Annotated in this window: 19 protein-coding genes; 12 read left to right on the top strand and 7 right to left on the bottom strand. The window is 57.0% G+C overall.

All coding sequences use genetic code 11. The features are described 5' to 3' along the window. Positions 1-2: 2 nt before the first annotated feature. Entirely contained in the window at positions 3-3,800 is a 3,798-nt protein-coding gene (locus tag EE949_RS03650; protein WP_122662966.1) for a sensor domain-containing protein, read from the bottom strand. A 452-nt stretch (positions 3,801-4,252) separates the two neighbouring features. Here EE949_RS03650 and ettA point away from each other — a divergent pair, with 452 nt between their 5' ends. Beyond that, complete coding sequence (ettA, locus tag EE949_RS03645) at positions 4,253-5,917, top strand: energy-dependent translational throttle protein EttA (RefSeq protein WP_032627371.1); 1,665 nt, start codon at positions 4,253-4,255, stop codon at positions 5,915-5,917. A gap of 92 nt (positions 5,918-6,009) precedes the next feature. Here the strand turns inward: ettA and EE949_RS03640 are convergent, their stop codons facing one another. The 3 genes from EE949_RS03640 to EE949_RS03630 form a co-directional block, all read right to left on the bottom strand. Then, positions 6,010-6,507: a GreA/GreB family elongation factor gene (locus EE949_RS03640; RefSeq protein ID WP_122662964.1), complete on the bottom strand. Its 498-nt coding sequence runs from the start codon at positions 6,505-6,507 to the stop codon at positions 6,010-6,012. Positions 6,508-6,679: 172 nt separating this feature from the next. Next, positions 6,680-8,533 (bottom strand): DUF4105 domain-containing protein, encoded by a 1,854-nt coding sequence (locus EE949_RS03635; RefSeq protein WP_122662962.1) that lies wholly within the window; start codon positions 8,531-8,533, stop codon positions 6,680-6,682. Between the two features lie 98 nt (positions 8,534-8,631). Further along, positions 8,632-9,120, bottom strand: a complete 489-nt coding sequence (locus tag EE949_RS03630) for a DUF3015 domain-containing protein (protein WP_027901843.1) — start codon at positions 9,118-9,120, stop codon at positions 8,632-8,634. Positions 9,121-9,401: 281 nt separating this feature from the next. Between EE949_RS03630 and EE949_RS03625 the strand changes: the two genes are divergently transcribed. The 5 genes from EE949_RS03625 (at position 9,402) to EE949_RS03605 (ending at position 14,436) form a co-directional block, all read left to right on the top strand. After that, a complete protein-coding gene (locus EE949_RS03625) occupies positions 9,402-11,837 on the top strand; it encodes a Lon protease family protein (RefSeq protein WP_122662959.1) in 2,436 nt (811 codons plus the stop codon). A 362-nt stretch (positions 11,838-12,199) separates the two neighbouring features. Then, positions 12,200-12,529, top strand: a complete 330-nt coding sequence (locus EE949_RS03620) for a hypothetical protein (RefSeq protein WP_122662957.1) — start codon at positions 12,200-12,202, stop codon at positions 12,527-12,529. A 179-nt stretch (positions 12,530-12,708) separates the two neighbouring features. After that, complete coding sequence (locus EE949_RS03615; protein ID WP_027901846.1) at positions 12,709-13,197, top strand: TIGR00645 family protein; 489 nt, start codon at positions 12,709-12,711, stop codon at positions 13,195-13,197. Between the two features lie 141 nt (positions 13,198-13,338). After that, positions 13,339-13,644: a DUF6482 family protein gene (locus tag EE949_RS03610; RefSeq protein WP_122662955.1), complete on the top strand. Its 306-nt coding sequence runs from the start codon at positions 13,339-13,341 to the stop codon at positions 13,642-13,644. Positions 13,645-13,818: 174 nt separating this feature from the next. Continuing rightward, complete coding sequence (locus EE949_RS03605) at positions 13,819-14,436, top strand: FKBP-type peptidyl-prolyl cis-trans isomerase (RefSeq protein WP_122662953.1); 618 nt, start codon at positions 13,819-13,821, stop codon at positions 14,434-14,436. A 79-nt stretch (positions 14,437-14,515) separates the two neighbouring features. Here the strand turns inward: EE949_RS03605 and EE949_RS03600 are convergent, their stop codons facing one another. Continuing rightward, positions 14,516-14,758 carry a PA4570 family protein gene (locus EE949_RS03600; RefSeq protein WP_027901849.1) on the bottom strand — a complete coding sequence of 81 codons (243 nt, stop codon included), beginning with the start codon at positions 14,756-14,758 and terminating at the stop codon, positions 14,516-14,518. A gap of 300 nt (positions 14,759-15,058) precedes the next feature. Next, a complete protein-coding gene (locus EE949_RS03595) occupies positions 15,059-16,027 on the bottom strand; it encodes a polyprenyl synthetase family protein (protein ID WP_122662950.1) in 969 nt (322 codons plus the stop codon). Between the two features lie 240 nt (positions 16,028-16,267). On the opposite strand from EE949_RS03595, the gene rplU reads away from it, so the two are divergent. The 5 genes from rplU (at position 16,268) to EE949_RS03570 (ending at position 20,191) form a co-directional block, all read left to right on the top strand. After that, positions 16,268-16,582: a 50S ribosomal protein L21 gene (gene rplU / locus EE949_RS03590; RefSeq protein ID WP_003176051.1), complete on the top strand. Its 315-nt coding sequence runs from the start codon at positions 16,268-16,270 to the stop codon at positions 16,580-16,582. Between the two features lie 34 nt (positions 16,583-16,616). Continuing rightward, positions 16,617-16,892 (top strand): 50S ribosomal protein L27, encoded by a 276-nt coding sequence (rpmA, locus tag EE949_RS03585; protein ID WP_002551972.1) that lies wholly within the window; start codon positions 16,617-16,619, stop codon positions 16,890-16,892. 234 nt (positions 16,893-17,126) lie between these two features. Beyond that, positions 17,127-18,350 carry an Obg family GTPase CgtA gene (cgtA, locus tag EE949_RS03580; protein WP_122662948.1) on the top strand — a complete coding sequence of 408 codons (1,224 nt, stop codon included), beginning with the start codon at positions 17,127-17,129 and terminating at the stop codon, positions 18,348-18,350. A gap of 103 nt (positions 18,351-18,453) precedes the next feature. Next, a complete protein-coding gene (proB, locus tag EE949_RS03575; RefSeq protein ID WP_087272787.1) occupies positions 18,454-19,572 on the top strand; it encodes a glutamate 5-kinase in 1,119 nt (372 codons plus the stop codon). A gap of 148 nt (positions 19,573-19,720) precedes the next feature. Then, positions 19,721-20,191, top strand: a complete 471-nt coding sequence (locus EE949_RS03570) for a CreA family protein (RefSeq protein WP_095096769.1) — start codon at positions 19,721-19,723, stop codon at positions 20,189-20,191. A 287-nt stretch (positions 20,192-20,478) separates the two neighbouring features. Here EE949_RS03570 and rpsT read toward each other — a convergent pair whose 3' ends face one another. Then, positions 20,479-20,757: a 30S ribosomal protein S20 gene (gene rpsT / locus EE949_RS03565; protein WP_122662945.1), complete on the bottom strand. Its 279-nt coding sequence runs from the start codon at positions 20,755-20,757 to the stop codon at positions 20,479-20,481. A 252-nt stretch (positions 20,758-21,009) separates the two neighbouring features. On the opposite strand from rpsT, the gene murJ reads away from it, so the two are divergent. Next, positions 21,010-22,548 (top strand): murein biosynthesis integral membrane protein MurJ, encoded by a 1,539-nt coding sequence (murJ, locus tag EE949_RS03555; RefSeq protein ID WP_122662942.1) that lies wholly within the window; start codon positions 21,010-21,012, stop codon positions 22,546-22,548. Positions 22,549-22,676: the final 128 nt, after the last annotated feature.

The raw sequence follows: 22,676 nt of genomic DNA, 5'->3' as shown, positions 1-22,676 counted from the left end.
AACTAATCGAACATGAACAGCGCGTTGTCACTGTACTGCGCCTCGAAGCGGCTTGGTGGCATCGGGCGGCCGAAGAGGTAGCCTTGCACTTCGTCACAGCCATGCTCGCGCAAGAACTCAAGCTGCTCGTGAGTTTCGACGCCCTCGGCGATTACCGCGAGGTTCAGGCTGTGGGCCATGGCGATGATGGCGCGGGCGATCTGCGCGTCCTGTTCGCCGGAGGGCAGGCCGTCGACAAACGTCCGGTCGATCTTGAGGATGTCGATAGGGAACTGCTTGAGGTAGTTCAGCGACGAGTAGCCGGTGCCGAAGTCGTCCACCGCGATGCTCAGACCCAGACGCTTGAGACCGTCGAGAATATGCATCGCTACGCCCACTTCGCGCATCAGGATACTTTCGGTCAGTTCCAGCTCAAGACAGGCGGGGGAAAGGCCTGTTTCCTGAAGGATATTGGCAATCCGGTTGCCTAGCTGGCCGTCGGCGAACTGGCGTGCAGAGATGTTGACCGAAACCTTGGGCACGCGGACCTTGGCCTGGTGCCAGGCCTTGAGCTGTCGACAGGCTTCCGTGAGTACCCAGTCGCCGACTTCCACCACCAGCCCGAGCTCTTCCAGCACGGGAATGAATTCGCTTGGCGAAACCAGCCCGCGCCGTGGATGACGCCAGCGCAAAAGTGCTTCGGCACCGGTCAGGCGTTTGCCGTCGCCGCTGAACTGCGGTTGATAGAAGAGGGTGAATTCCTTCTGCTCCAGGGCATGGCGCAGGTCGCTTTCCAGCTCCAGACGCTCAAGAGCGGTGGCGTTCATGTCGGCTTGATAGAACTGGAAGTTGTTTTTTCCGTTCTCCTTGGCGTGATACATCGCAGTGTCGGCGTTCTTCATCAGTTGGCTCAGTTCGTTGCCGTCCTGCGGGCTGAGCGCGATGCCGATACTGGCGGTGACGAAGAACTCCCGGCCTTCAAGAACGAACGGTGTTACCAGGCTGGTCAGAATCTGCTCTGCAACATGGATGGCGCGGTTCAGGGCGATTTCGCGGGTCGGGCTGGGTTGCAACAGCAACGTGAATTCGTCGCCACCCATGCGGGCGACCGTGTCGTCATCGGCGACGCACGCCAGCAGGCGCGTGGCCATTTCCTGGAGCATCCGGTCACCCGCCGCATGGCCCAGCGAGTCGTTGATCGGCTTGAAGCGGTCCAGGTCGAGGAACATCAATACCACCCAGGCATTTTGTCGCTCGGCGTGTTGCAGTGCCGAGTGCAGGCGATCCTGGAACAGCGAGCGGTTCGGCAGGTGGGTCAGGGCGTCGTAGTAAGCCAGGCGATGGATGCGTTGCTCACTGGCTTTGCGTTCACTGATATCGGTGAAGAAGCACACATAACTGGCCAGATCACCTTCGTCATCCAGTACCGCTGTGATGCCCACCCATGCCGGGTAATGCTCTTCGTTGCGCCGTTTGAGCCACACTTCGCCTTCCCAGCTGCCGCGTTGGTGCAGCTGTTTGACGATGTAGCGCAGGTGCGCTTCCTGTTGGTTGTCGACCGTAAGCAGTGTCGGCAACTGGTCCAGTACTTGTGCTGCTTCGTAGCCACTGACCCTGCTGAACGCTTCGTTGGTTTGCACGATATAGCCAGCTGGATCGGTAATCAGGATGGCCGAAGTCGAGTGTTCGAATACGGTAGCGGCCATGCGCAGATCTTTTTCCGCCCTGCGTTGCTGGCTGATATCGCGGCCGACACCGAGGATGCCTTCGAACGCGCCCTGATCGTCCCAGACCAGCACCAATCGCAATTCAATAGGGATTTTTCGTCCGTCGGCGCGCAGGCAGTCGAACAGGAACAGCTGAGTAGGGATCTCGTCGCGCAAAGCCGCCAATGCTTCCGGCTTTTTCAGCACTTTGCGGATGCGCTCCATGAGCGCGTAAACGCCTGCGAGCTGCTGCGGGTTGGCGACGGTGGATTTCCAGCCGTGCGTGAGAATCCATTCAGCGCTGTAGCCCAGTACGCCCTGTACCGAAGGGCTGACGTAGTTGGGGGTGAGCTTGTTATCAGTAGAAAAGATGACGTCGCTGATGCTTTCGGCGAGCATGCGATAGCGCTGTTCGCTGTCCCGCAGGGATTCACTGGCTTCCAGCTGTTCGGTGATGTCTTTGGCAACACCGATGATGCGCGTGACCTGATCGTCGAGATCCCGGGACAGCGCCTGTTCGCGAATATCAAAACGTCGCCATTTATCGTCGCGAGCCCGGAAACGAAGCTGGCAGTGCAGCAGCTCACTGTGACCACGGTGACGCTGGCGCAGGCGCATGTCCTGATAGCTTTCAGCGTCTTCGGGGTGCAAGAGCATCTCCCAGAAAAACTCCCCCATGCGCAGCAGTTCAGTTCTGCTGTAGCCCAGTGTCTGGCCCAGATTGTGGTTGCTGTAGATCATCCGCTGGCTCAATACATCCTGCACATACAGGTGATCGGGGACGGTGCGCACCACGTTCGACCAGAATCCTTCTCGCTCCTGCTGCGACAGCTCAACCCGTTTGCGGCTGGTGATGTCGCCAATACTCAGAATCACCGCATTGAAGTCTTCGAGTTCTTCAGGCAACCGCAGTACCAGCCACAGGTGCTGATCTTCGCCCCGGTCCCGAGTCAGGCGGATTTCGATCTCCAGCTGGCTTTTTCGGGAAAGCACCGCGTGGATCAACTGTTCGCCAATCCCTTGCCGACTGCGTTGGCAGCCTTCGATCAGGTGCTGCCACGCCTGCTCATTGGATTGCACATTGAGCAGGCTCAGTGCGACCTGATTCACTTCAGTGATGCGAATTTTGCGTAATAGTGCATTCAACTGTCCGGGTTGCGCCTTGAGCAACTCATTCAGACCTTCGCTGTTATCGATTTGCAGCGTTTCGAGGTAGTCCGGTAGATCAGACATGTCCAGTACACAGATGGCGACTCCGGCACCTTCGAAGATGTCCTGGTAACGCCGTCGGCTTTCGTGCAGCTGGCGCTGACGGCGACGCAGGCTAAACAGCGCGAGCAGCGGCAGGATCGAGCAGAACAGGCCGACCACACATTTACCGATCAATGGCCCCAGCAGTTGTTCCCGCGCTTTGGTGACGTCAAACAGGCCGCGTAGCTGCCAGTTACTGTTGGTCAGCGGCTGAAGCAGCACACTCTCGATTTCGCCCACGGTGCTGACTATCGGTTCGTTCTGAATGGTAGTGTCGCGAAACAGCAGCCGATCAGTAGAGCGGTTTTCCAGCCGCCAAAGAGGCTGGAAGCCCTGATGCGTCTGGCGTGTCAGAGGTTTCAGGACGTCGGGAGCCAGGCGCAAAGCCCAGTAGTTCGGGTTGTTTTCACCGGGATAGCGGATCAGCAGATAGACCTGCGAGCCATCATCGCTATTGTCGTAGTAGTACGGACGGCCCATGGCTTGTTGCAGCGTCTGTTTAAGAAACAGAGCATCGGTGGTGGTGTCCAGGGTGTCGGTAGTGACCTTCCCAAGCGCGTTCAGCCACGCCATGCTGCGCAGAGACGGCAGAGACTGACGCAAATTGTTCAGCAGTTGCAGTTCCTGCTCAGGATTCTGCGGTTCTTGCTGGTTTTTGCGGCTCAGGAGATTGAGCGCCACCTGAGCGCTAAGCTCCATGTTCAGGCTCAAGCGGTCAGCCAGTTGCGCGCTGTAATCGAGGCTACGCTGGCGTTGACGCTCCTGAGTCTGTTGAAACTGATCGATCAGCTGCCAGATGATCAACGCGAGCATCAACAGAACCAGTGCTGCCAGAACACCTTTCAATGACCCGCGCAAAGGCATGGCCGTTGAGCTCCTGGTCAAGTTCGAGGGCGATGAGTGGGTTGATGTAGGCAACGTTGATCCTGACTACTGAACTGAACAGGCTGTTGGTAATGATTGCGTCCGGGCTGCGCTGTGGTGAGCGCCGGGCGCACTATAAGCTGCACGCCCAAAGGGCGGCTAGCATGCCCTGAGTTGTGGCTAAGTGCCAGTCCTGTGGGTTCAGACGGTTTGCCCTCAAGCCCGCATTCGGGTAGCTTTGCCCGACGCGCAGCCTCTGCCGACTTCTGCATGAGTGACTCCACTGCTTGCAAACTTTGATCCAGTTCCACGGCGCTCACATCCCGCGATGTAGATAATTCAAGGCGTGGAACCGTCCAACGGCAAGTGCCGTCGACAAATAAAAGCTTTTTACGTCGGAGCTTTAAGCTCGCGTCTTTTATTCAACAGTCATAAACCCAGGTTTTCATCCCATGGCCCAATACGTCTTCACCATGCATCGGCTGAGCAAAGTTGTGCCGCCGAAGCGGGAAATTCTCAAGAATATTTCCCTGTCGTTTTTCCCGGGAGCCAAGATCGGCGTCCTCGGCCTCAACGGTTCGGGTAAATCCACGCTGCTGAAAATCATGGCGGGTGTCGACACCGAGTTCGACGGTGAAGCACGTCCGATGCCTGAACTGAACATTGGTTATCTGCCTCAAGAGCCGCAACTTGATCCGACCAAGACCGTGCGTGAAGTGGTCGAGGAAGCGGTTAGCGTGATCAAGAATGCTCAGGCGCGCCTTGACGAGGTCTATGCAGAGTACGCAGATCCGGACGCTGACTTCGACAAGCTGGCTGCCGAACAGGCCAAGCTTGAGGCTATCCTGCAAGCCGCTGATGGCCACAATCTGGACCGTCAGCTGGAAGTTGCGGCTGATGCGCTGCGTCTGCCAGCGTGGGATGCCAAGGTTGAAGTGCTTTCCGGTGGTGAGAAACGTCGTGTCGCCCTGTGCCGTCTGCTGCTGTCCGCTCCGGACATGCTGCTGCTCGACGAACCGACCAACCACCTGGACGCCGACTCGGTTGCCTGGCTTGAACACTTCCTGCACGACTTCCCGGGCACCGTGGTTGCGATTACGCACGACCGGTACTTCCTGGATAACGTCGCTGGCTGGATTCTGGAACTCGACCGCGGCGCTGGCATTCCTTATGAAGGCAACTATTCGGGCTGGCTGGAAGCCAAGTCCGATCGTCTGGCCCAGGAATCCAAGCAGCAGTCGGCCCATGAAAAGGCCATGAAAGAAGAGCTGGAATGGGTTCGCAAAGGTGCCAAGGCGCGTCAGTCCAAGTCCAAGGCTCGTCTGCAACGCTTTGAAGAAATGCAGTCGCAGGAATTCCAGAAGCGCAGCGAAACCAACGAGATCTACATCCCGGCCGGTCCACGGCTGGGCGACAAGGTCATCGAGTTCAAGAACGTCAGCAAGGGTTACGGCGATCGCGTGTTGATCGACAACCTGTCGTTCGCAATGCCTAAAGGCGCGATTGTCGGCGTGATCGGTGGTAACGGTGCCGGTAAGTCGACCCTGTTCCGCATGCTGATGGGCAAGGAGCAACCGGACTCGGGCAGCATCGAGATCGGTGAGACCGTGCAACTGGCCTGCGTTGATCAGAGCCGTGACGATCTGGATGGCAGCAAGACTGTGTTCCAGCAGATTTCTGACGGTTCTGATCAGATCCGCATCGGCAACTACGAAATTCCGTCACGCACTTATGTGGGGCGCTTCAACTTCAAGGGCGGCGATCAGCAAAAGTTCGTCAAGGACCTCTCCGGTGGTGAGCGCGGTCGTTTGCACCTGGCGTTGACCCTGAAAGAGGGCGGCAACGTCTTGCTGCTCGACGAACCTTCCAACGACCTCGACGTGGAAACCCTGCGTTCGCTGGAAGAAGCACTGCTGGACTTCCCTGGCGCCGCCATTGTGATCTCTCACGATCGGTGGTTCCTTGACCGGGTTGCGACTCACATCCTGGCCTATGAAGATGATTCACAGGCAGTGTTCTTCGAAGGCAACTACACCGAATACGAAGCCGACCGTAAAAAACGCCTCGGCGACGCGGCAGCCCAGCCACACCGGGTACGCCACAAGAAACTGGCCTGATTTATTCAGGTGGTACAAGAAAGGAGCCCTCGGGCTCCTTTTTTTTGCCCCCGGTAGGAGCGAACAAGTTCGCTGCTACCGGTTGGCATGGCTTACACATCCGGCTCGATCAATACAATCTCGATATCCTGATCGCCGGCCGGGCGCTTCCACAGCACTTCATCACCCAATTGCGCACCGATCAGCGCGCGGCCCAGCGGCGAGGCCCAGTTGATCAACCCGGCGGTTGCATCCGCCTGATCCTCGCCCACCAGTTGCACGCGATGCTCGGTGCCGTCTTCATCGGCGTAGGTTACCCAACTGCCAATCTGCACCTTGTCCGTCGAGATGGCGGGGGTGACCACCTGCGCACTTTGCAGGCGCTGGTTGAAGTAGCGCAGGTCACGTTCAAGGTCAGCCAGATGCTGTTTGTCGTTGTCTTGATCCAGCGCGGCAATCTCGCTGTGGTGGGCCTGGAGTTCGGCAACGCGGCGCTGCAAATGCTCCAGACCGCTGGCGGTGACGTAATTGGGTTGCTCGCTGATCAGGCGCTCGACCGGCTGGTCGGCATCCGCAGCGGCATTGTCTTCATTGACGAAGGCGCGGCTCATGGCTTTTCTCCTCTAATGAAGGTTGGGCCATGGGCGCGGGGGATAAGTTTCGTTGATTCTTGCGCAGATGCTATTCCCTGTAGGAGCTGCCGAAGGCTGCGATGGGGGCGTGTCAGGATGAATGCTTTCGCAGCCTTCGGCAGCTCCTACAGGGAACAGCACCGCCTATCAATCAATAGTGATACCACTTCACCTCAAGCATCACTTCATTTTGCGGTGAGCTCAGTTGGCTGAATTCCCGCTGGGCGCTTAGGCGCAGGCCGAGGTTGCGTGACAGTTCCCATTGCTGATTCAGGCTGATGCTGCGGCGTACTTCGCCGTTGGTAAAGTAGTCGCCCTTGGTCTCCAGGCTCAGGTTGCCAACCGGGTTACGCCACAAAATACCGCTATTGAAGCCAGCCGCGGGTGAGATGAACTCGGCGAAGTCGTTGTTGTGCTCAACCCGCACGGTGCCCAATGCAAAACCCAGAACATCTTCGCCCAACTGCCAGGTACCGCCCGCGCCGCCATTCACGTGGGACACCAGCGTCTCATCGCCATGTTTACCCAGCACTCGCTCCAGACCGCCAGTGACTTGCCACGACCAGGGCTTGAGCAATGCATTGCGCGGGGTCAGCGAGCGGATAGTCGCCAGATCCAGTTGCTGTAGTTGCCAGTGATTGCCTTCGTACTGACGCAGCTTGAGTTGCAGGATTTCGATCTGCGCGCCCAACGGGAAGCCATAGGCATTGTCGTTGAGGTCGTGATACGCCATGCGCAGGCCGTACTCGGCGAAGGCCTTGTCATCACGGGTGCCGACGCCAGCTTGCCAGGTTCGGGATTCGTGGCCGTCTTCCGGTAGCCCTGGGCGCTCGATATCCAGTGCTGGCGGCGGGTTCTGGTTGATCGCCCGCAGCAGTTCGAAACTACGCTGAGCGCGTCCGGCATCCCGCTCCTGACCATTGGCGCGGTAGCGTTCGAGGCGATACGCGGCATCTTGAATCAGTGCACGGCGCTCTTTGGGCAGGGCCAGATAGTCAGGGCTTTGCAGTTGCTTCTGATCGGCGCTGACCTTCAGCACCCATTGCTGCTCGGTGCTGTCCAGCGGCTTGGCGCGCTCCAGCAGTTCGCGTTCACGAGACGGGCGATAGTCGATCTTGTCGACCAGGCCCGCCGCCTTGACGGCTTTGACGGTGTCGGTCGGGATGGCCGTCAACGGGAATTGCTCGGTCAGCTTCAAGCCGGGGCGAGCAACCTGCAACAGCTCCAGCAAGCGATAGGAGCAGTTCTCGTCGAAGAAGAAATAGCCGAAGCGGATCTGTTTCAATTCCCAGACGTGCTCGACCATTCGCCCGGTTTCTTCGGGCGTCAGGTTCAGGTGGTATTCCCACAGGTCGCGGTTTTCCAGGCTGCGATATTCAGACAGCTTTTCCTGGTAGGGCACTAGCGCGAACAGGCCGGGGTAGCCACCAGCCAAGCCCTTCCAGGCGTACAGAATGCTGTTGTCCATGCCTTCGATGTAAGCACCGAAGTTGATCGCATAGCTGAGCAGGGCGGTGTTGTTGGTTTTGACATCAGCCTGATCGATGCGCAGCAGCGTATGGCCGAACATGGACGAGGGGCTGTTCAGGTAGGCCGCGGGGAAGATCATCACTGCGCTATCCGGGGCGACGTCCTTGAACCATTGAGTGAACTCTTTGCATTCCACCGTAGGCAAGTCAGTCAGCTTCAACTGATCCTTTAGCCATCGGGTACGAGCAGGGTAAACACACTGCGCATGTTTTTCACCCGCGCTTGCCGGAGCATAAATAGCGTCGAGGGTAGCGCTCAACTCCGCTTTCGGGTCGTGTTCACCGTTGGCCGAGAGAAAGAATTTTGGGTCGTCGACATAGCTGCGCCATCCACCCAGCTTGGCGGTTTCGTAATGCCCTAATGAAATCCAGAACGGCTCATTAGCCAGTTGCTGCAAACGTTCATCGCTCGCATGTTGTGCGGCGGACAGCGGGGTGCAGACGCAGAGCGCCAGATACACAAGGCGTTTGAGCATAGAAAGCAACTATTTCAGGGGATCGGGCAGTCAGGCAGTCTAGCGCGTGAACGCAACAAAAAGCCCGCCCTCCGAATGGAGGGGCGGGCGCAACGAGCTTATGCCTGGGTAGCGTACTTGGCCAGGGTCGGATCGTTTTTCAGTACGTCGAGGGTGTTGGTGTGAACGTCTTCAGCGGTGGCGTCTGCCTTGCTGAAAATCTGATTGAAGTGCTCGTGGGTGACAGCGGCGAAATGCGCACGGTCTTCCGGTGCAACGCCCAGCACAACCGCGTAAGTGGTCAGTGCTTCGCCTTGACCCATGGCCATGTCCTTGGAAAGCTCATCCATCATGCCGTTCATGGCAATCCAGGATTTACCACCGTACGTCAGTGCGCTGTTAGTGGAGCAGCCGTTGGTGCCCGAGGTCATGCCGAAAGTGGCGTTACCCGAGGTGCCGTTAGTGGTCGATGCGAGGAAATGAGCGGGAGTACCGCGCTGACCTTCAAACAGCATGTTGCCCCAGCCGCAATCCGGGCCGCCTGGAGCCTGGGCCATAGCGTTGATGGAAACAGCTGCGAAGAGACTACCAAGAAGAATCCGTTTCATAGCTTTATTCTCTTTATATTCAACCAAGGGTCAGGGTTCATGGCTTCAGTTGCGCCAAGGCGGCCAGTGTTTAATTTCTGGTACGCCAAGCTTGGAGCTTAGGCGCTATCCAAGGGTTCCGCCCTTTATTACAAAATGTTCATCAAAAATAGTGCCTGATATAACGCTCTGGCCAGCGTACCGCGCGGGTTGTGACGACTTGAGTTTTTTCCTGTCTTGCAAGTCACGTCCGGCGAGCGCCAGAATGCCGCCATCTGCCCCGCCTGATGTAAGGATGCCCGATGCCCGATACTGTTGCTGCCAGCCTGCGTCTTGCGCCTGAAGCGCTGACGCGTCCTTTTTCTGCTGAACAGTTCAGCTTTTCGACGACCAATGATCTGGAGCCCTTCCGCGGTGTGCTCGGCCAGGAACGAGCAGTAGAAGCCCTGCAGTTTGGTGTGGCGATGCCTCGCCCTGGTTACAACGTATTTGTCATGGGCGAGCCCGGCACCGGGCGTTTCTCGTTCGTGAAACGCTACCTGAAAGCCGAAGGCAAACGCATGCAGACCCCGTGTGACTGGGTCTACGTCAATCACTTCGACGAACCCCGTGAGCCTCGTGCGCTGGAGTTGCCGCCGGGCAGCGCTCACCAGTTCATCACCGACATCGGTGGGTTGATCGATAATTTGCTGGCAACGTTCCCGGCTGTTTTCGAGCATCCGTCCTACCAGCAGAAAAAAAGTGCCATCGACCGCGCTTTCAATCAGCGCTATGACAAGGCGCTGGACGTTATCGAACGTCTGGCGCTGGAAAAAGACATCGCTCTGTACCGCGACAGCACCAATATCGCGTTCACCCCGATGCTCGACGGCAAGGCGCTGGACGAAGCAGAGTTCTCGCAACTGCCCGAGAATGATCGCGAGCGCTTCCACGAAGATATTTCGGGGCTTGAGGAGCGGCTCAATGAAGAGCTCGCCAGCTTGCCGCAGTGGAAGCGTGAGTCCAGTAATCAATTGCGTCAGTTGAACGAAGAAACCATCACCCTGGCTTTACAGCCGCTGCTGGCGCCGCTGTCTGAGCAGTACGCAGAAAACGCGGCTGTCTGCGCTTATTTGCAGGCGATGCAGGTTTACCTGCTCAAAACCGTGGTCGAACAGTTGGTCGATGACAGTAAAACCGATGCGCAGGCGCGCAAGCTGCTTGAAGAGCAATACAGCCCGAGCCTTGTAGTCGGTCACTCGGCCAGCGGCGGGGCACCGGTTGTGTTCGAGCCGCACCCGACTTACGACAACCTGTTTGGCCGTATTGAATACAGCACTGATCAGGGGGCGCTGTACACCACTTACCGACAGTTGCGGCCGGGTGCGTTGCATCGCGCCAACGGCGGTTTCCTGATTCTCGAAGCAGAAAAAATGCTCAGCGAGCCGTTTGTCTGGGACGCCCTCAAGCGCGCCCTGCAGTCGCGCAAGCTGAAAATGGAATCGCCGCTGGGTGAGATGGGGCGGCTGGCCACGGTCAGTCTGACGCCGCAGGTCATTCCGTTGCAGGTCAAAGTGATCATCATCGGTGCGCGTTCGCTGTATTACACCCTGCAAGACCTGGATCCTGACTTCCAGGAGATGTTTCGGGTGCTGGTGGATTTCGACGAAGACATCCCGATGTACGACGAGACACTGGAGCAGTTCGCCCAGTTGTTGAAAACCCGTACTTCGGAAGAGGGCATGGCCCCGCTGACAGCCGATGCAGTCGCGCGGCTCGCGACCTACAGCGCACGATTGGCAGAGCATCAGGGGCGTCTTTCGGCACGCATCGGTGATTTGTTCCAGTTGGTCAGTGAAGCGGATTTCATCCGCCAACTGGCCAATGAGGAGCAGACCGACGCGGGCCACATCGAACGGGCGCTCAAGGCCAAGGCTGCACGCACGGGCCGTGTGTCTGCACGAATCCTCGACGACATGATGGCGGGCGTCATCCTGATCGATACCGATGGGGCGGCAGTTGGCAAGTGCAACGGGCTGACGGTGCTGGAAGTTGGCGATTCGGCGTTTGGTGTACCTGCACGCATTTCTGCCACGGTGTATCCGGGTGGCAGTGGGATCGTCGATATCGAGCGCGAGGTGAATCTCGGTCAGCCGATTCACTCCAAGGGCGTAATGATCCTCACTGGCTATCTGGGTAGCCGATACGCGCAGGAGTTCCCGCTGGCGATTTCCGCGAGCATCGCCCTGGAGCAATCCTATGGTTATGTGGATGGCGACAGCGCGTCGCTGGGCGAGGCCTGCACGCTGATTTCGGCGTTGTCGAAAACGCCGCTCAAGCAATGCTTTGCGATCACCGGTTCGATCAACCAGTTCGGTGAAGTGCAGGCTGTGGGTGGGGTTAACGAGAAGATCGAAGGTTTCTTCCGACTCTGTGAGGCGCGTGGGTTGACGGGGGAGCAGGGCGCAATCATTCCGCAAGCCAACGTCTCGACGCTGATGCTTGATGAGCGGGTTCTGCAGGCCGTACGTGCCGGTCAGTTCCACGTTTATGCAGTGCGTCAGGCTGACGAAGCCTTGAGTTTGCTGGTGGGCGAACCTGCCGGTGAGCCGGACGAGAATGGCGAATTCCCCGAAGGCAGCGTCAACGCCCGCGTCGTCGAACGTCTGCGCGACATCGCCGAGATGCTTAGCGATGAAGACCTCAAGGAAGAACTGGAGAAGGAGCCTGCGCAACTGGCACCAGAACTGAAGGCTTAACCACGCAAGTGGCGACGCCTTCTGTGGGAGCGAATTCATTCGCGAATACGGTATGTCAGCCGACGATGATGTTGACGGTGCCGGCCCCTTCGCGGATAAATCCGCTCCCACAGGCCCTCAATTCAGCACGATTGCTGTAGGAGCTGCCGAAGGCTGCGAACCACGGAGTGAAAGGAACATCGCTTCGCAGCCTTCGGCAGCTCCTACAGACTTCGATTGCTACCGATACGCCGTTCATCCCCGAATCTTTCCCAATCCGGGTTTTCTTCTATTCTGTTTCGGTACCACGGTTGTCAAAGGGACTGACGCGCCTTACAGCACTTTTCAGTGCGGCGAATACCGTAGCCAACGAGGAGCTCGCCATGTCGCGTAGCCTCTGCCTTACCCGCCAATGCCTGGGTCTCATGACCCGAATAGAGTGTGTGATACGCCCCCTTTCTGGTGACAATGGCATGTGGACGTTGCTGTTTGCCGCTGGAATGACTGGGGAACAACCGTCTGCAATCAAGACGCAGGGCCCATTTCCAGGTGCTCCGGCTGCCGAGTCTGTCATGTTGGCGATTGCCGAGAGCCTGACTTCGAGTGGTTACGAAGAAACTGACGACATCCCTATCTGGAGTCTGCACCTGCAGAGCGAATTACGCCGAATCAACGGCGATGCCTCCAGGCTCCAACGTTCTTCGCCCTTCTAGCTAGCCGCTTCTCCCGGTATGACGACGTTACCTTGCGATTCACATGATGGACGTGAAAGGCAGCAGTGGTTACGTCGATTTCAGCTATAAAACCTGCCCTGCGTGGCTTTAGGTCACATTCTGCGAATCGCCGGGTGGCTGGTATACTCGCCGCCATCTCCAAGCATCTGTGAGTTCAAATGGAACGTTTTGTCGAAAATGCCATGTACGCCTCGCGCTGGCTGCTGGCCCCGTTGTATTTCGGTCTGTCCCTGGGGTTGCTGGCTCTGGTGCTGAAGTTCTTTCAGGAAATCTTTCACGTCCTGCCCAACGTTTTTGCGTTGGCCGAGGCTGATCTGATTCTCGTTCTGCTGTCCCTGATCGACATGGCGCTGGTAGGTGGCCTGTTGGTGATGGTGATGATCTCCGGCTATGAAAACTTCGTTTCGCAGCTGGATATCGATGAGGGCAAAGAAAAGCTCAACTGGCTGGGCACCATGGATTCTTCATCGTTGAAGATGAAAGTGGCTGCCTCCATTGTGGCGATCTCCTCGATTCACTTGTTGCGGGTGTTCATGGACGCGAAGAACATCGAGCCGCAATACCTGATGTGGTACGTGATCATTCACATGACTTTTGTTGTTTCGGCATTTGCCATGGGGTACCTGGACAAGGTCACCAAGCACTGATACTTGCTCCACTCAATGCTTCACATCGCCGCCCGTCCATTGAAGAATGGACGGGCGGCGTCGTTTCCGCTGGCTGAAATCCGTTACCTTTCACAGCGACAGTCTTTTTAATGTGAGCTGTGCTCGACGAGGGATTTGCAGATGACTGAAGACGAATTGGCAGCGCATATGACTGCCGGCCGTATCGACGAGTTGAACCTGATCTCCATTGAGGGCGGAATCTACCTGCTCGAAGCCCGCTCGCAAGGCGCGGTGCAACTGCTCAAGGGCGAGCAGGGCGAGACTGTGAAGCTGCGCTCGGTCGAGCACGCCCGTGAAATACTGAGAGACTTCGAGCCTGTGCCCTTTCACCTGGTGCACGCGGTGGTGCATGACGAAATGTGCGGCATGCCGGTAGATAAGCGCGAGGCGTTGCGAGTGCCGATCAGTTTTTATTCGAAGTGGTAGTTTTTGATTTTTGTAGGAGCTGCCGCAGGCTGCGAACAGCAGTGTGGCAGGAATATCGCTTTCGCAGCCTTCGGCAGCTCCTACAGTGGCGTATGCCGGTACTTCATGTGCTAGGCTGCTCGCCCTTTTGATTCGGAGCGTCTGGTTAAGGCGTTCCTTTAGCGGAGCAGTGATATGTCCGAAGTCAACTTGTCCACCGACGAAACTCGCGTCAGCTACGGCATTGGCCGTCAGTTGGGCGGCCAACTGCGCGACAACCCTCCGCCGGGCGTTAACCTGGACGCGATCCTGGCTGGCCTGACCGATGCTTTCGGTGGCAAACCAAGCCGCGTTGGCGAAGAAGAAATGTCCGCCAGCTTCAAGGTTATCCGCGAAATCATGCAAGCCGAAGCCGCTGCCAAAGCTGAAGAGGCTGCTGGTGCCGGTCTGGCTTACCTGGCTGAGAATGGCAAGCGCGAAGGCGTTACCACTCTGCCGTCCGGCCTGCAATTTGAAGTGCTGACCACTGGTACTGGCGCCAAGCCGACCCGTGAAGATCAGGTTCGCACCCACTACCACGGCATGCTGACTGACGGCACTGTGTTCGACAGCTCCTACGAGCGTGGCGAACCCGCTGAATTCCCGGTCGGTGGCGTTATCGCTGGCTGGACCGAGGCGCTGCAACTGATGAACGCCGGCAGCAAATGGCGTCTGCACGTACCGAGCGAGTTGGCTTACGGCGCTCAGGGCGTTGGCAGCATCCCGCCGCACAGCGTGCTGGTATTCGACGTTGAGCTGCTCGACGTTCTCTGATCGACTTAAGGTCTGTCAGTGAGGAGCAGGGCGAGTCTTCGGGCTCGGTCTGCTCCCGTTGCAAAAGCTGGCTTCATGGTCAGTGCAATTCTGCAATCGGGCGCAACGCTCGGGCATAGCAGAACAGAAACAGGTTACGCACCAACTCCTTGAGAACGATTGGCTCGCTTGAACTCAGCTCGTTGACGTCCAGATCGCCCTGATCTCGCAGTTCATCCAGCGCTTCCTCCTCCAGTACGGCACATACTTCCCCGGTTTCGCGATGCAGGATTCGCAGGTAGGGGTGAGGACGGTCCAGCCATGCGTCGATCAAATAAGTCATGTTGATTCTCCTTGAGCAATGCAATGAGAATAATTCTTATTGGCGGAATAGCAAGTCTCTATTGAGAATTGTTCGCATTTTACGCTGAGTGGTTGATTTGGGTCAGCGCCGGTGTTGATTTGGAATAGCATTCCTGTGGGAGCGAGGCTTGCCCGCGATAAGGTCAATGCGATCTAACGTGAACCGCGTCCAGCCTTATCGCGGGCAAGCACCGCTCCCACAGGATCGCGGGCTCAGCCAATTTTCGTTGGCCAACAAAAAGCCCGTCACATTGGACGGGCTCTTTGGCTCAGCGGGCGATCAGTGGGTACGGGCCACCGCAAACTCGCTCAACTCGACCAGCGCGTCGCGGTATTCGCTTGGCGGCAGGGCGTCCAGGCATTTGATCGCGCGTGCGACGTAATCGCGGGCCAGCTGAGCGGTGTAGTCCAGAGCACCAGAGCTCTCGACTGCGTTGCGGATGCTTTCCAGATCTTCCAGACCGCCTTTCTGAATGGCCTGACGCACCAGCGCAGCCTGTTCGGCGGTGCCTTCGCGCATGGTGTAGATCAGCGGCAGGGTTGGCTTGCCTTCGGCCAGATCGTCACCGACGTTCTTGCCCAGGGTTTCGGCGTCGCCACGGTAATCGAGCAAATCGTCTACCAGTTGGAAAGCCACGCCCAGGTGGTCACCAAAGGTGCGCAGCGCTTCACTTTGCTCTTCGGTGGCGTTGCACAGTGCGGCGGCGCTATGCGTCGAGGCTTCGAAGAGCATGGCTGTCTTGCCGCGAATCACTTCCATGTAGATTTCTTCGGTGGTGCTGGCGTCGCGAACTTTCGACAGTTGCAGCACTTCGCCTTCGGCAATGACCCGGGTCGCTTTCGAAAGGATCTTCATGACGGGCATAGAGCCCAGTTCGACCATCATTTCGAAAGAGCGGGAATAAAGGAAGTCGCCGACCAGCACGCTGGGCGCGTTGCCCCAAAGGGCATTGGCGGTAGAGCGGCCACGGCGCATGCCGGACATGTCGACCACGTCATCGTGAAGCAGGGTCGCGGTGTGCAGGAATTCGATGGTCGCAGCCAGAAGGCGTACGTCATCGCCTTCACGGCCCAGAGCCTTGCCACACAGGAGGACCAGCAGTGGGCGCAGGCGTTTGCCGCCGGCGGAGGTAATGTAGTCGCCGATTTTCGAGACCAACGGTACCCGCGACGTCAGCTGCTGCTTGATAATGACGTCGACGGCACTAAAATCGTCCGCCACAGCGCGGTAGAAGGCTTGAGGTTGCATCAGCGAAAGGTGCTCCAGAAGGGTTGCGCCGCATGCTAGGTTGCGGGTTAGAGCGTGTCAAGGTATGACATCCCGCCTCTTGCAACCGTTTGATGCCTTGCGTACAATCGCGCACCCTAACTTTCCTGGGCAGCACCTGCCTTACGCAATTGCGACCGGGCCTTTCCAGCCCCGAGCAGCCATGCCAGCCGATACTCTACTTATAAAGAGCTGGGTGAGCAGGATTTACGGAGAAATACCATGTCTTATGCAGTAATCGTTACCGGTGGCAAGCAGTACAAAGTTGCCCCAGGTGAATACCTGAAGATCGAAAAACTGGAAATCGCTACCGGCGAATCCGTTACTTTTGATCGCGTTCTGTTGGTTGCCAACGGCGACGACGTTAACATCGGCGCACCTGTTGTTGCCGGCGCTACCGTTGTAGCTGAAGTGATCTCTCAGGGTCGCCACGACAAAGTTCGCATCATCAAGTTCCGTCGTCGTAAGCACCACATGAAGCGTATGGGCCACCGCCAGTGGTACACCGAGATCAAAATCACCGGTATTCAGGCTTAATTTCAGCCTAATCCCTCACTAGGAGAATTGACTCATGGCACACAAAAAAGCTGGTGGTAGTACCCGTAACGGTCGCGACTCAGAAGCCAAACGCCTTGGCGTGAAGATGTATGGCGGCCAGGCTATCATTCCGGGCAACATCATCGTGCGTCAGCGCGGCACCCAATTCCACGCTGGCTACGGCGTTGGCATGGGCAAAGATCACACCCTGTTCGCGAAAGTGGAAGGCGTGATCAAGTTCCAGGTTAAAGGCGCCTTCGGTCGTCGCTACGTGAGCATCGTTCCGAAGACTGAAGTCTCCGCAGCGTAATCATGCAGCAGCTGGAAAAGCCCTGTCTCGCGACGGGGCTTTTTCGTTTATGAAGGCTGCTGGCTTCAGGTTGTAAGTGTTTTGGTGAGTCTCTTGCAAAGCTGTTTGTGCGGGCTGTTGTGATGTTGACCTTTGAAGGTCACTGGTTTTTGATCGGTATCGCAACGCTCATTTTTGCAAGAGTCTTATGTATTTATGTTGTTCTGCTCGTCCCTGTGGCGGGAGGCGTGCGTTATGAAATTTGTAGATGAAGTATCGATTCGAGTAAAAGCCGGTGATGGCGGCAACGGTTGCATGAGCTTCCGTCGCGAGAAGTTCATCGAAAACGGCGGTCCGAACGGTGGTGATGGTGGTGACGGCGGCTCGATCTTCATGGTCGCCGACGAAAACCTCAACACACTGGTGGATTACCGTTACACCCGTCACTTCGATGCTGAGCGCGGTTCCAATGGCGGCAGTGCCGACTGCACCGGCAAGAAGGGTGAAGAGCTGGTATTGCGTGTGCCTGTAGGCACTACGGTTATTGACGCAAGTACCCAGGAAATCATCGGCGACCTGACCAAGGCTGGCCAGCGTCTGCTGGTTGCGATGGGTGGCTGGCACGGTCTGGGCAATACCCGTTTCAAATCCAGTACTAACCGTGCTCCGCGCCAGACTACGCCAGGTAAGCCGGGTGATCAGCGTGATCTCAAGCTGGAATTGAAGGTCCTGGCTGACGTCGGTCTGCTGGGGTTGCCGAACGCCGGCAAAAGTACCTTCATTCGTTCCGTGTCTGCTGCCAAGCCGAAAGTGGCTGATTATCCGTTCACGACACTGGTGCCGAACCTGGGTGTGGTCAGCGTTGATCGCTGGAAAAGCTTTGTTGTTGCAGATATCCCCGGTTTGATCGAGGGTGCATCCGATGGTGCGGGCCTTGGGATTCGCTTCCTCAAGCACCTTGCGCGTACCCGCTTGCTGCTGCACCTCGTTGACATGGCTCCTCTGGATGAAAGCAGTGCTCCAGATGCCGCTGAAATTATCGTCAATGAGCTGGTCAAGTTCAGTCCGTCCCTGGCTGAGCGTGATCGTTGGTTGGTGCTGAACAAGTGTGACCAGATCCTTGAGGAGGAGCACGAGGCTCGCGTCAAGGAAATCGTTGATCGCCTTGAGTGGACTGGCCCTGTCTACGTGATCTCGGCTATCTCCAAGGAAGGCACCGAGCAGCTTAGTCGCGACATCATGCGTTATCTAGAAGAGCGTAGTCTGCGCATCGCCGAAGAGCCTGGCTATGCTGAAGAGCTGGCTGAGCTGGATCAGCGTATCGAAGACGAGGCGCGTGCGCAGCTGCAGGCACTGGATGACAAGCGTGCATTGCGCCGTAGTGGTGTGAAGAGCGTCCATGACATCGGTGAAGACGATTGGGATGAAGATGATGAGGATGATGAAGATGGTCCGGAAATCATTTACGTCCGTGACTGATTCTCTGCAGTAAACTAGACGCCGCTTACTTGTAAGCGGCGTTTTTGTATCTGATATCTTGAATTTGTTTCTCTCAAAGTTCTCTGGCTAAGGTTGGAAGATGATGCGCAGCAAAGTGACGGGTGCCCAGCGCTGGGTTGTGAAGATTGGCAGTGCCTTGCTGACTGCGGATGGCAAGGGGCTGGATCGTTCGGCGATGGGTGTTTGGGTTGAGCAGATGGTGGCGCTGCATGAAGCTGGCGTTGAGTTGGTCCTGGTTTCTTCTGGCGCTGTGGCTGCCGGTATGAGCCGTTTGGGCTGGACTTCGCGACCCAGTGCCATGCATGAGCTGCAAGCTGCTGCTGCGATCGGTCAGATGGGCTTGGTGCAGGCGTGGGAGTCCAGCTTTGCCGAGCATGGTCGTCACACTGCGCAGATTCTTCTGACTCATGACGACCTTTCCGACCGAAAGCGCTACCTGAATGCGCGCAGCACGCTGCGTACCCTGGTTGATTTGGGGGTCGTGCCGGTCATTAACGAAAATGACACGGTCGTCACTGATGAGATTCGCTTCGGCGACAACGATACGCTGGCAGCGCTGGTTGCCAACCTTGTCGAAGCTGACTTGCTGGTGATCCTGACGGATCGTGACGGCATGTTCGATGCTGATCCGCGCAACAATCCTGAAGCTCAACTGATCTACGAAGCGCGCGCTGATGATCCGGCGCTTGACGCTGTGGCGGGTGGCACGGGTGGTGCCCTGGGTCGTGGGGGTATGCAAACTAAATTGCGTGCTGCGCGATTGGCGGCCCGTTCGGGTGCTCACACGGTGATTGTCGGTGGGCGCATTGAGCGCGTGCTTGCGCGTCTTAAAGGGGGTGAGCGTTTGGGCACGTTGCTGTCGCCTGAGCGTGAAATGCTCGCAGCTCGCAAGCAGTGGCTAGCGGGGCACTTGCAGACTCGCGGCACGCTTGTGCTGGACGAAGGTGCCGTGGCTGCGTTGAGCAAGGATCACAAAAGCCTGCTGCCTGTTGGGGTCAAACTGGTCCAAGGCAGCTTCCGTCGTGGCGAGATGGTCGTGTGCGTAGCGCCTGATGGTCGCGAAGTTGCACGTGGTCTGAGTAATTACAGTGCGCTTGAGGCGCAGAAGATTATTGGTCAGTCATCCGATGCGATCGTGCGTGTGCTCGGTTACATGGCTGAGCCTGAGCTGGTTCATCGCGATAACCTGATTCTGGTTTGAAATGCTGTTCCTGTAGGAGCGCGCTTGCCCGCGATTGCGTAAGGTCGGGCAGTACATTTTGGCTGACCTTACGCAATCGCGGGCAAGCGCGCTCCTACGGGTTCTGCGTTCGCCGGTAGCTAGCTTTCCACAAGATAAGGAACACGTAATGCGCGTAATGAAGGGACTGCTCGGGGCTTTGCTGGTGCTGCCGATGCTGGCTTCTGCTGAAGAGATTGGTCAGGTGTCGACGGTGTTCAAGCTCGTCGGCCCGAACGATCGTATTGTGGTCGAAGCTTTCGATGATCCCAAGGTCGATGGCGTGACGTGCTATCTGTCTCGCGCCAAAACGGGTGGGGTGAAGGGTGGTCTTGGTCTGGCTGAGGATCGCGCTGAGGCTTCGATAGCCTGTCGTCAGGTGGGGCCTATCCATTTCAAAGGTGAGCTGAAGGATGGCGACGAGGTATTCAAGGAGCGCACTTCGCTGGTTTTCAAGACTATGCAGGTCGTGCGCTTCTTCGATAAAAAGCGCAATGCGCTGGTTTATCTGGTTTACAGCGACCGGATTATCGAGGGCAGTCCTCAGAATGCGGTGACTGCGATCCCGATCCTGCCGTGGTCGCCTGCTCCCGCGCCGTAAGATTTCCGGTAGGAGCGAACTTGTTCGCGAGGTTTTGTGTTGCGAATATAAATAGCTATCTGGGTTTAAATGCTTTTTCTGTAGGAGTGAGCTTGCTCGCGATAGCGTCAGCTCAGGCGATATCTTCTTAACAGTTCTACTGCTATCGCGAGCAAGCTCACTCCTACAGGGTTATGTTTGCTGCGCGACAGTGCGGCGTCTGGGTGGTGGGTTGTTGTGATTCAACAAATCGCAGGCAACAAAAAACCGACCCTTGGGTCGGTTTTTTTACGGCTTAAGCTTATCGCTTAGGCTGCAGCTGCCACGGTCAGATCTTTGATGTGACCGTTCAGGCGGCTCTTATGACGAGCAGCTTTGTTCTTGTGGATGATGCCTTTATCGGCCATACGGTCGATAACTGGCACGGCCAGAACGTAAGCAGCTTGTGCTTTTTCAGCGTCTTTTGCGTCGATGGCTTTAACTACATTCTTGATGTAGGTACGAACCATGGAACGCAGGCTGGCGTTGTGGCTGCGACGCTTCTCAGCCTGTTTTGCACGTTTTTTGGCGGAAGGTGTGTTGGCCACCGTCGAGCTCCTCGAAAGACTTTTTAGGGAATAGCTTACAAAATAGGCCGCGAATCATGCCGATGACTGGATTGATTGTCAAGGGGGGGTTATCGGATCCGCTGAGTGGTCGCTATGTTTGCCCGGGATATTTATTTCCGGTGCGCGACCTGTAAACTCGCCGACTTTGCCTCTGTGCTTTTGCGGCGCGGAGTATTGCATAAATGGACAGGTTAATCGCCCGGTCCTTTAGCCTAGGCGCGAAATTCTTTAATGAACCTACTCAAATCATTGGCTGCCGTCAGCTCTATCACCATGCTTTCACGGGTGTTGGGCTTTGTTCGGGACACCATCATTGCGCGAACATTTGGCGCCGGAATGGCGACCGATGCTTTCTTTATCGCCTTTAAATTGCCCAATTTGCTGCGCCGGATTTTTGCTGAAGGTGCTTTTTCTCAGGCGTTCGTGCCTATTCTCGCCGAATATAAAAGCCAGCAAGGCGAGGAGGCCACCCGCACGTTCGTGGCTTACGTCACGGGTTTGCTCACGCTGGTTCTGGCGCTTGTCACGTTGCTGGGGATCATCGCTGCTCCCTGGGTTATCTGGGCAACCGCGCCGGGCTTTGCTGATACGCCGGAAAAATTCGCGCTGACCTCCGATCTGTTGCGAGTGACCTTTCCTTATATATTGCTGATTTCCCTGTCCTCCCTGGCGGGCGCGATTCTCAACACCTGGAACCGCTTTTCGGTTCCGGCTTTTGTGCCGACGCTGCTCAATGTCAGCATGATTTTCTTTGCCTTGTTTCTCACCCCGTACTTCGATCCGCCGGTCATGGCGCTGGGCTGGGCGGTGTTGGTCGGCGGCCTGTTGCAATTGCTCTATCAATTGCCGCACCTGAAGAAAATCGGCATGTTGGTGCTGCCGCGGCTGAATCTGCGTGACACGGGCGTGTGGCGGGTGATGAAGCAGATGCTGCCTGCCATCCTTGGCGTGTCGGTCAGTCAGATTTCTCTGATCATCAATACGATTTTTGCTTCGTTTCTCGTGGCAGGGTCGGTGTCATGGATGTACTACGCAGACCGCCTGATGGAGCTGCCGTCCGGGGTGTTGGGCGTGGCGCTGGGCACGATCCTCCTGCCGATTCTGTCGAAGACCTATGCCAGCAAGGATCGTCAGGAATATTCGCGAATTCTCGACTGGGGGCTGCGCCTGTGTTTTGTGCTGGTTTTGCCATGCACGCTGGCACTGGGAATTCTCGCCGAGCCGTTAACCGTTTCATTGTTCCAGTACGGCAAATTCGACGCCGTGGACGCGGCCATGACCCAGCGTGCCTTGATTGCCTATTCCGTCGGTTTGCTGGGCATCATTCTGATCAAAGTGCTCGCGCCGGGTTTTTATGCACAACAAAATATTCGCACCCCGGTGAAAATCGCCATCTTCACCCTTATTGTTACTCAACTGCTTAACCTGGCCTTCATCATCCCGCTGCAACATGCCGGGCTGGCGTTGGCGATCAGCGTCGGCGCTTGTATCAACGCGCTGTTGCTGTTCTGGCAGTTGCGCAAGCAGGATCTGTTTCAGCCGCAGCCGGGATGGACGAAGTTTCTGTTAAAGCTGTGTCTGGCGGTCGGCGTTATGTCCGCTGTGTTGCTGGGGCTGATGCATTTGATGCCAGCCTGGAGTGACGGACAAATGCTGGAGCGCTTTATTCGTCTGGGTGGGTTGGTCGCGGCCGGGGTAGTGGCGTATTTCGCGACGTTGTTGCTGTTGGGTTTCCGCCTGAAGGATTTCGCCCGTAGCGCGGTCCTGTAGGCAAGAGTTTGTAACGGGTAGTCGTCGGTTTTTTCCGTTATGGAACGATGACTGTTGTTTTGCCTCGGCGTGTTGCCTGTCGTCCGGGGCTGTGTGTGGTTATAATCGGCCACTTTATGAGCAAGAAG

The organism is Pseudomonas viridiflava (genome assembly GCF_900602065.1).
Lineage (GTDB): Bacteria > Pseudomonadota > Gammaproteobacteria > Pseudomonadales > Pseudomonadaceae > Aquipseudomonas.
This window is presented reverse-complemented; position numbering and strand designations above follow the sequence as displayed.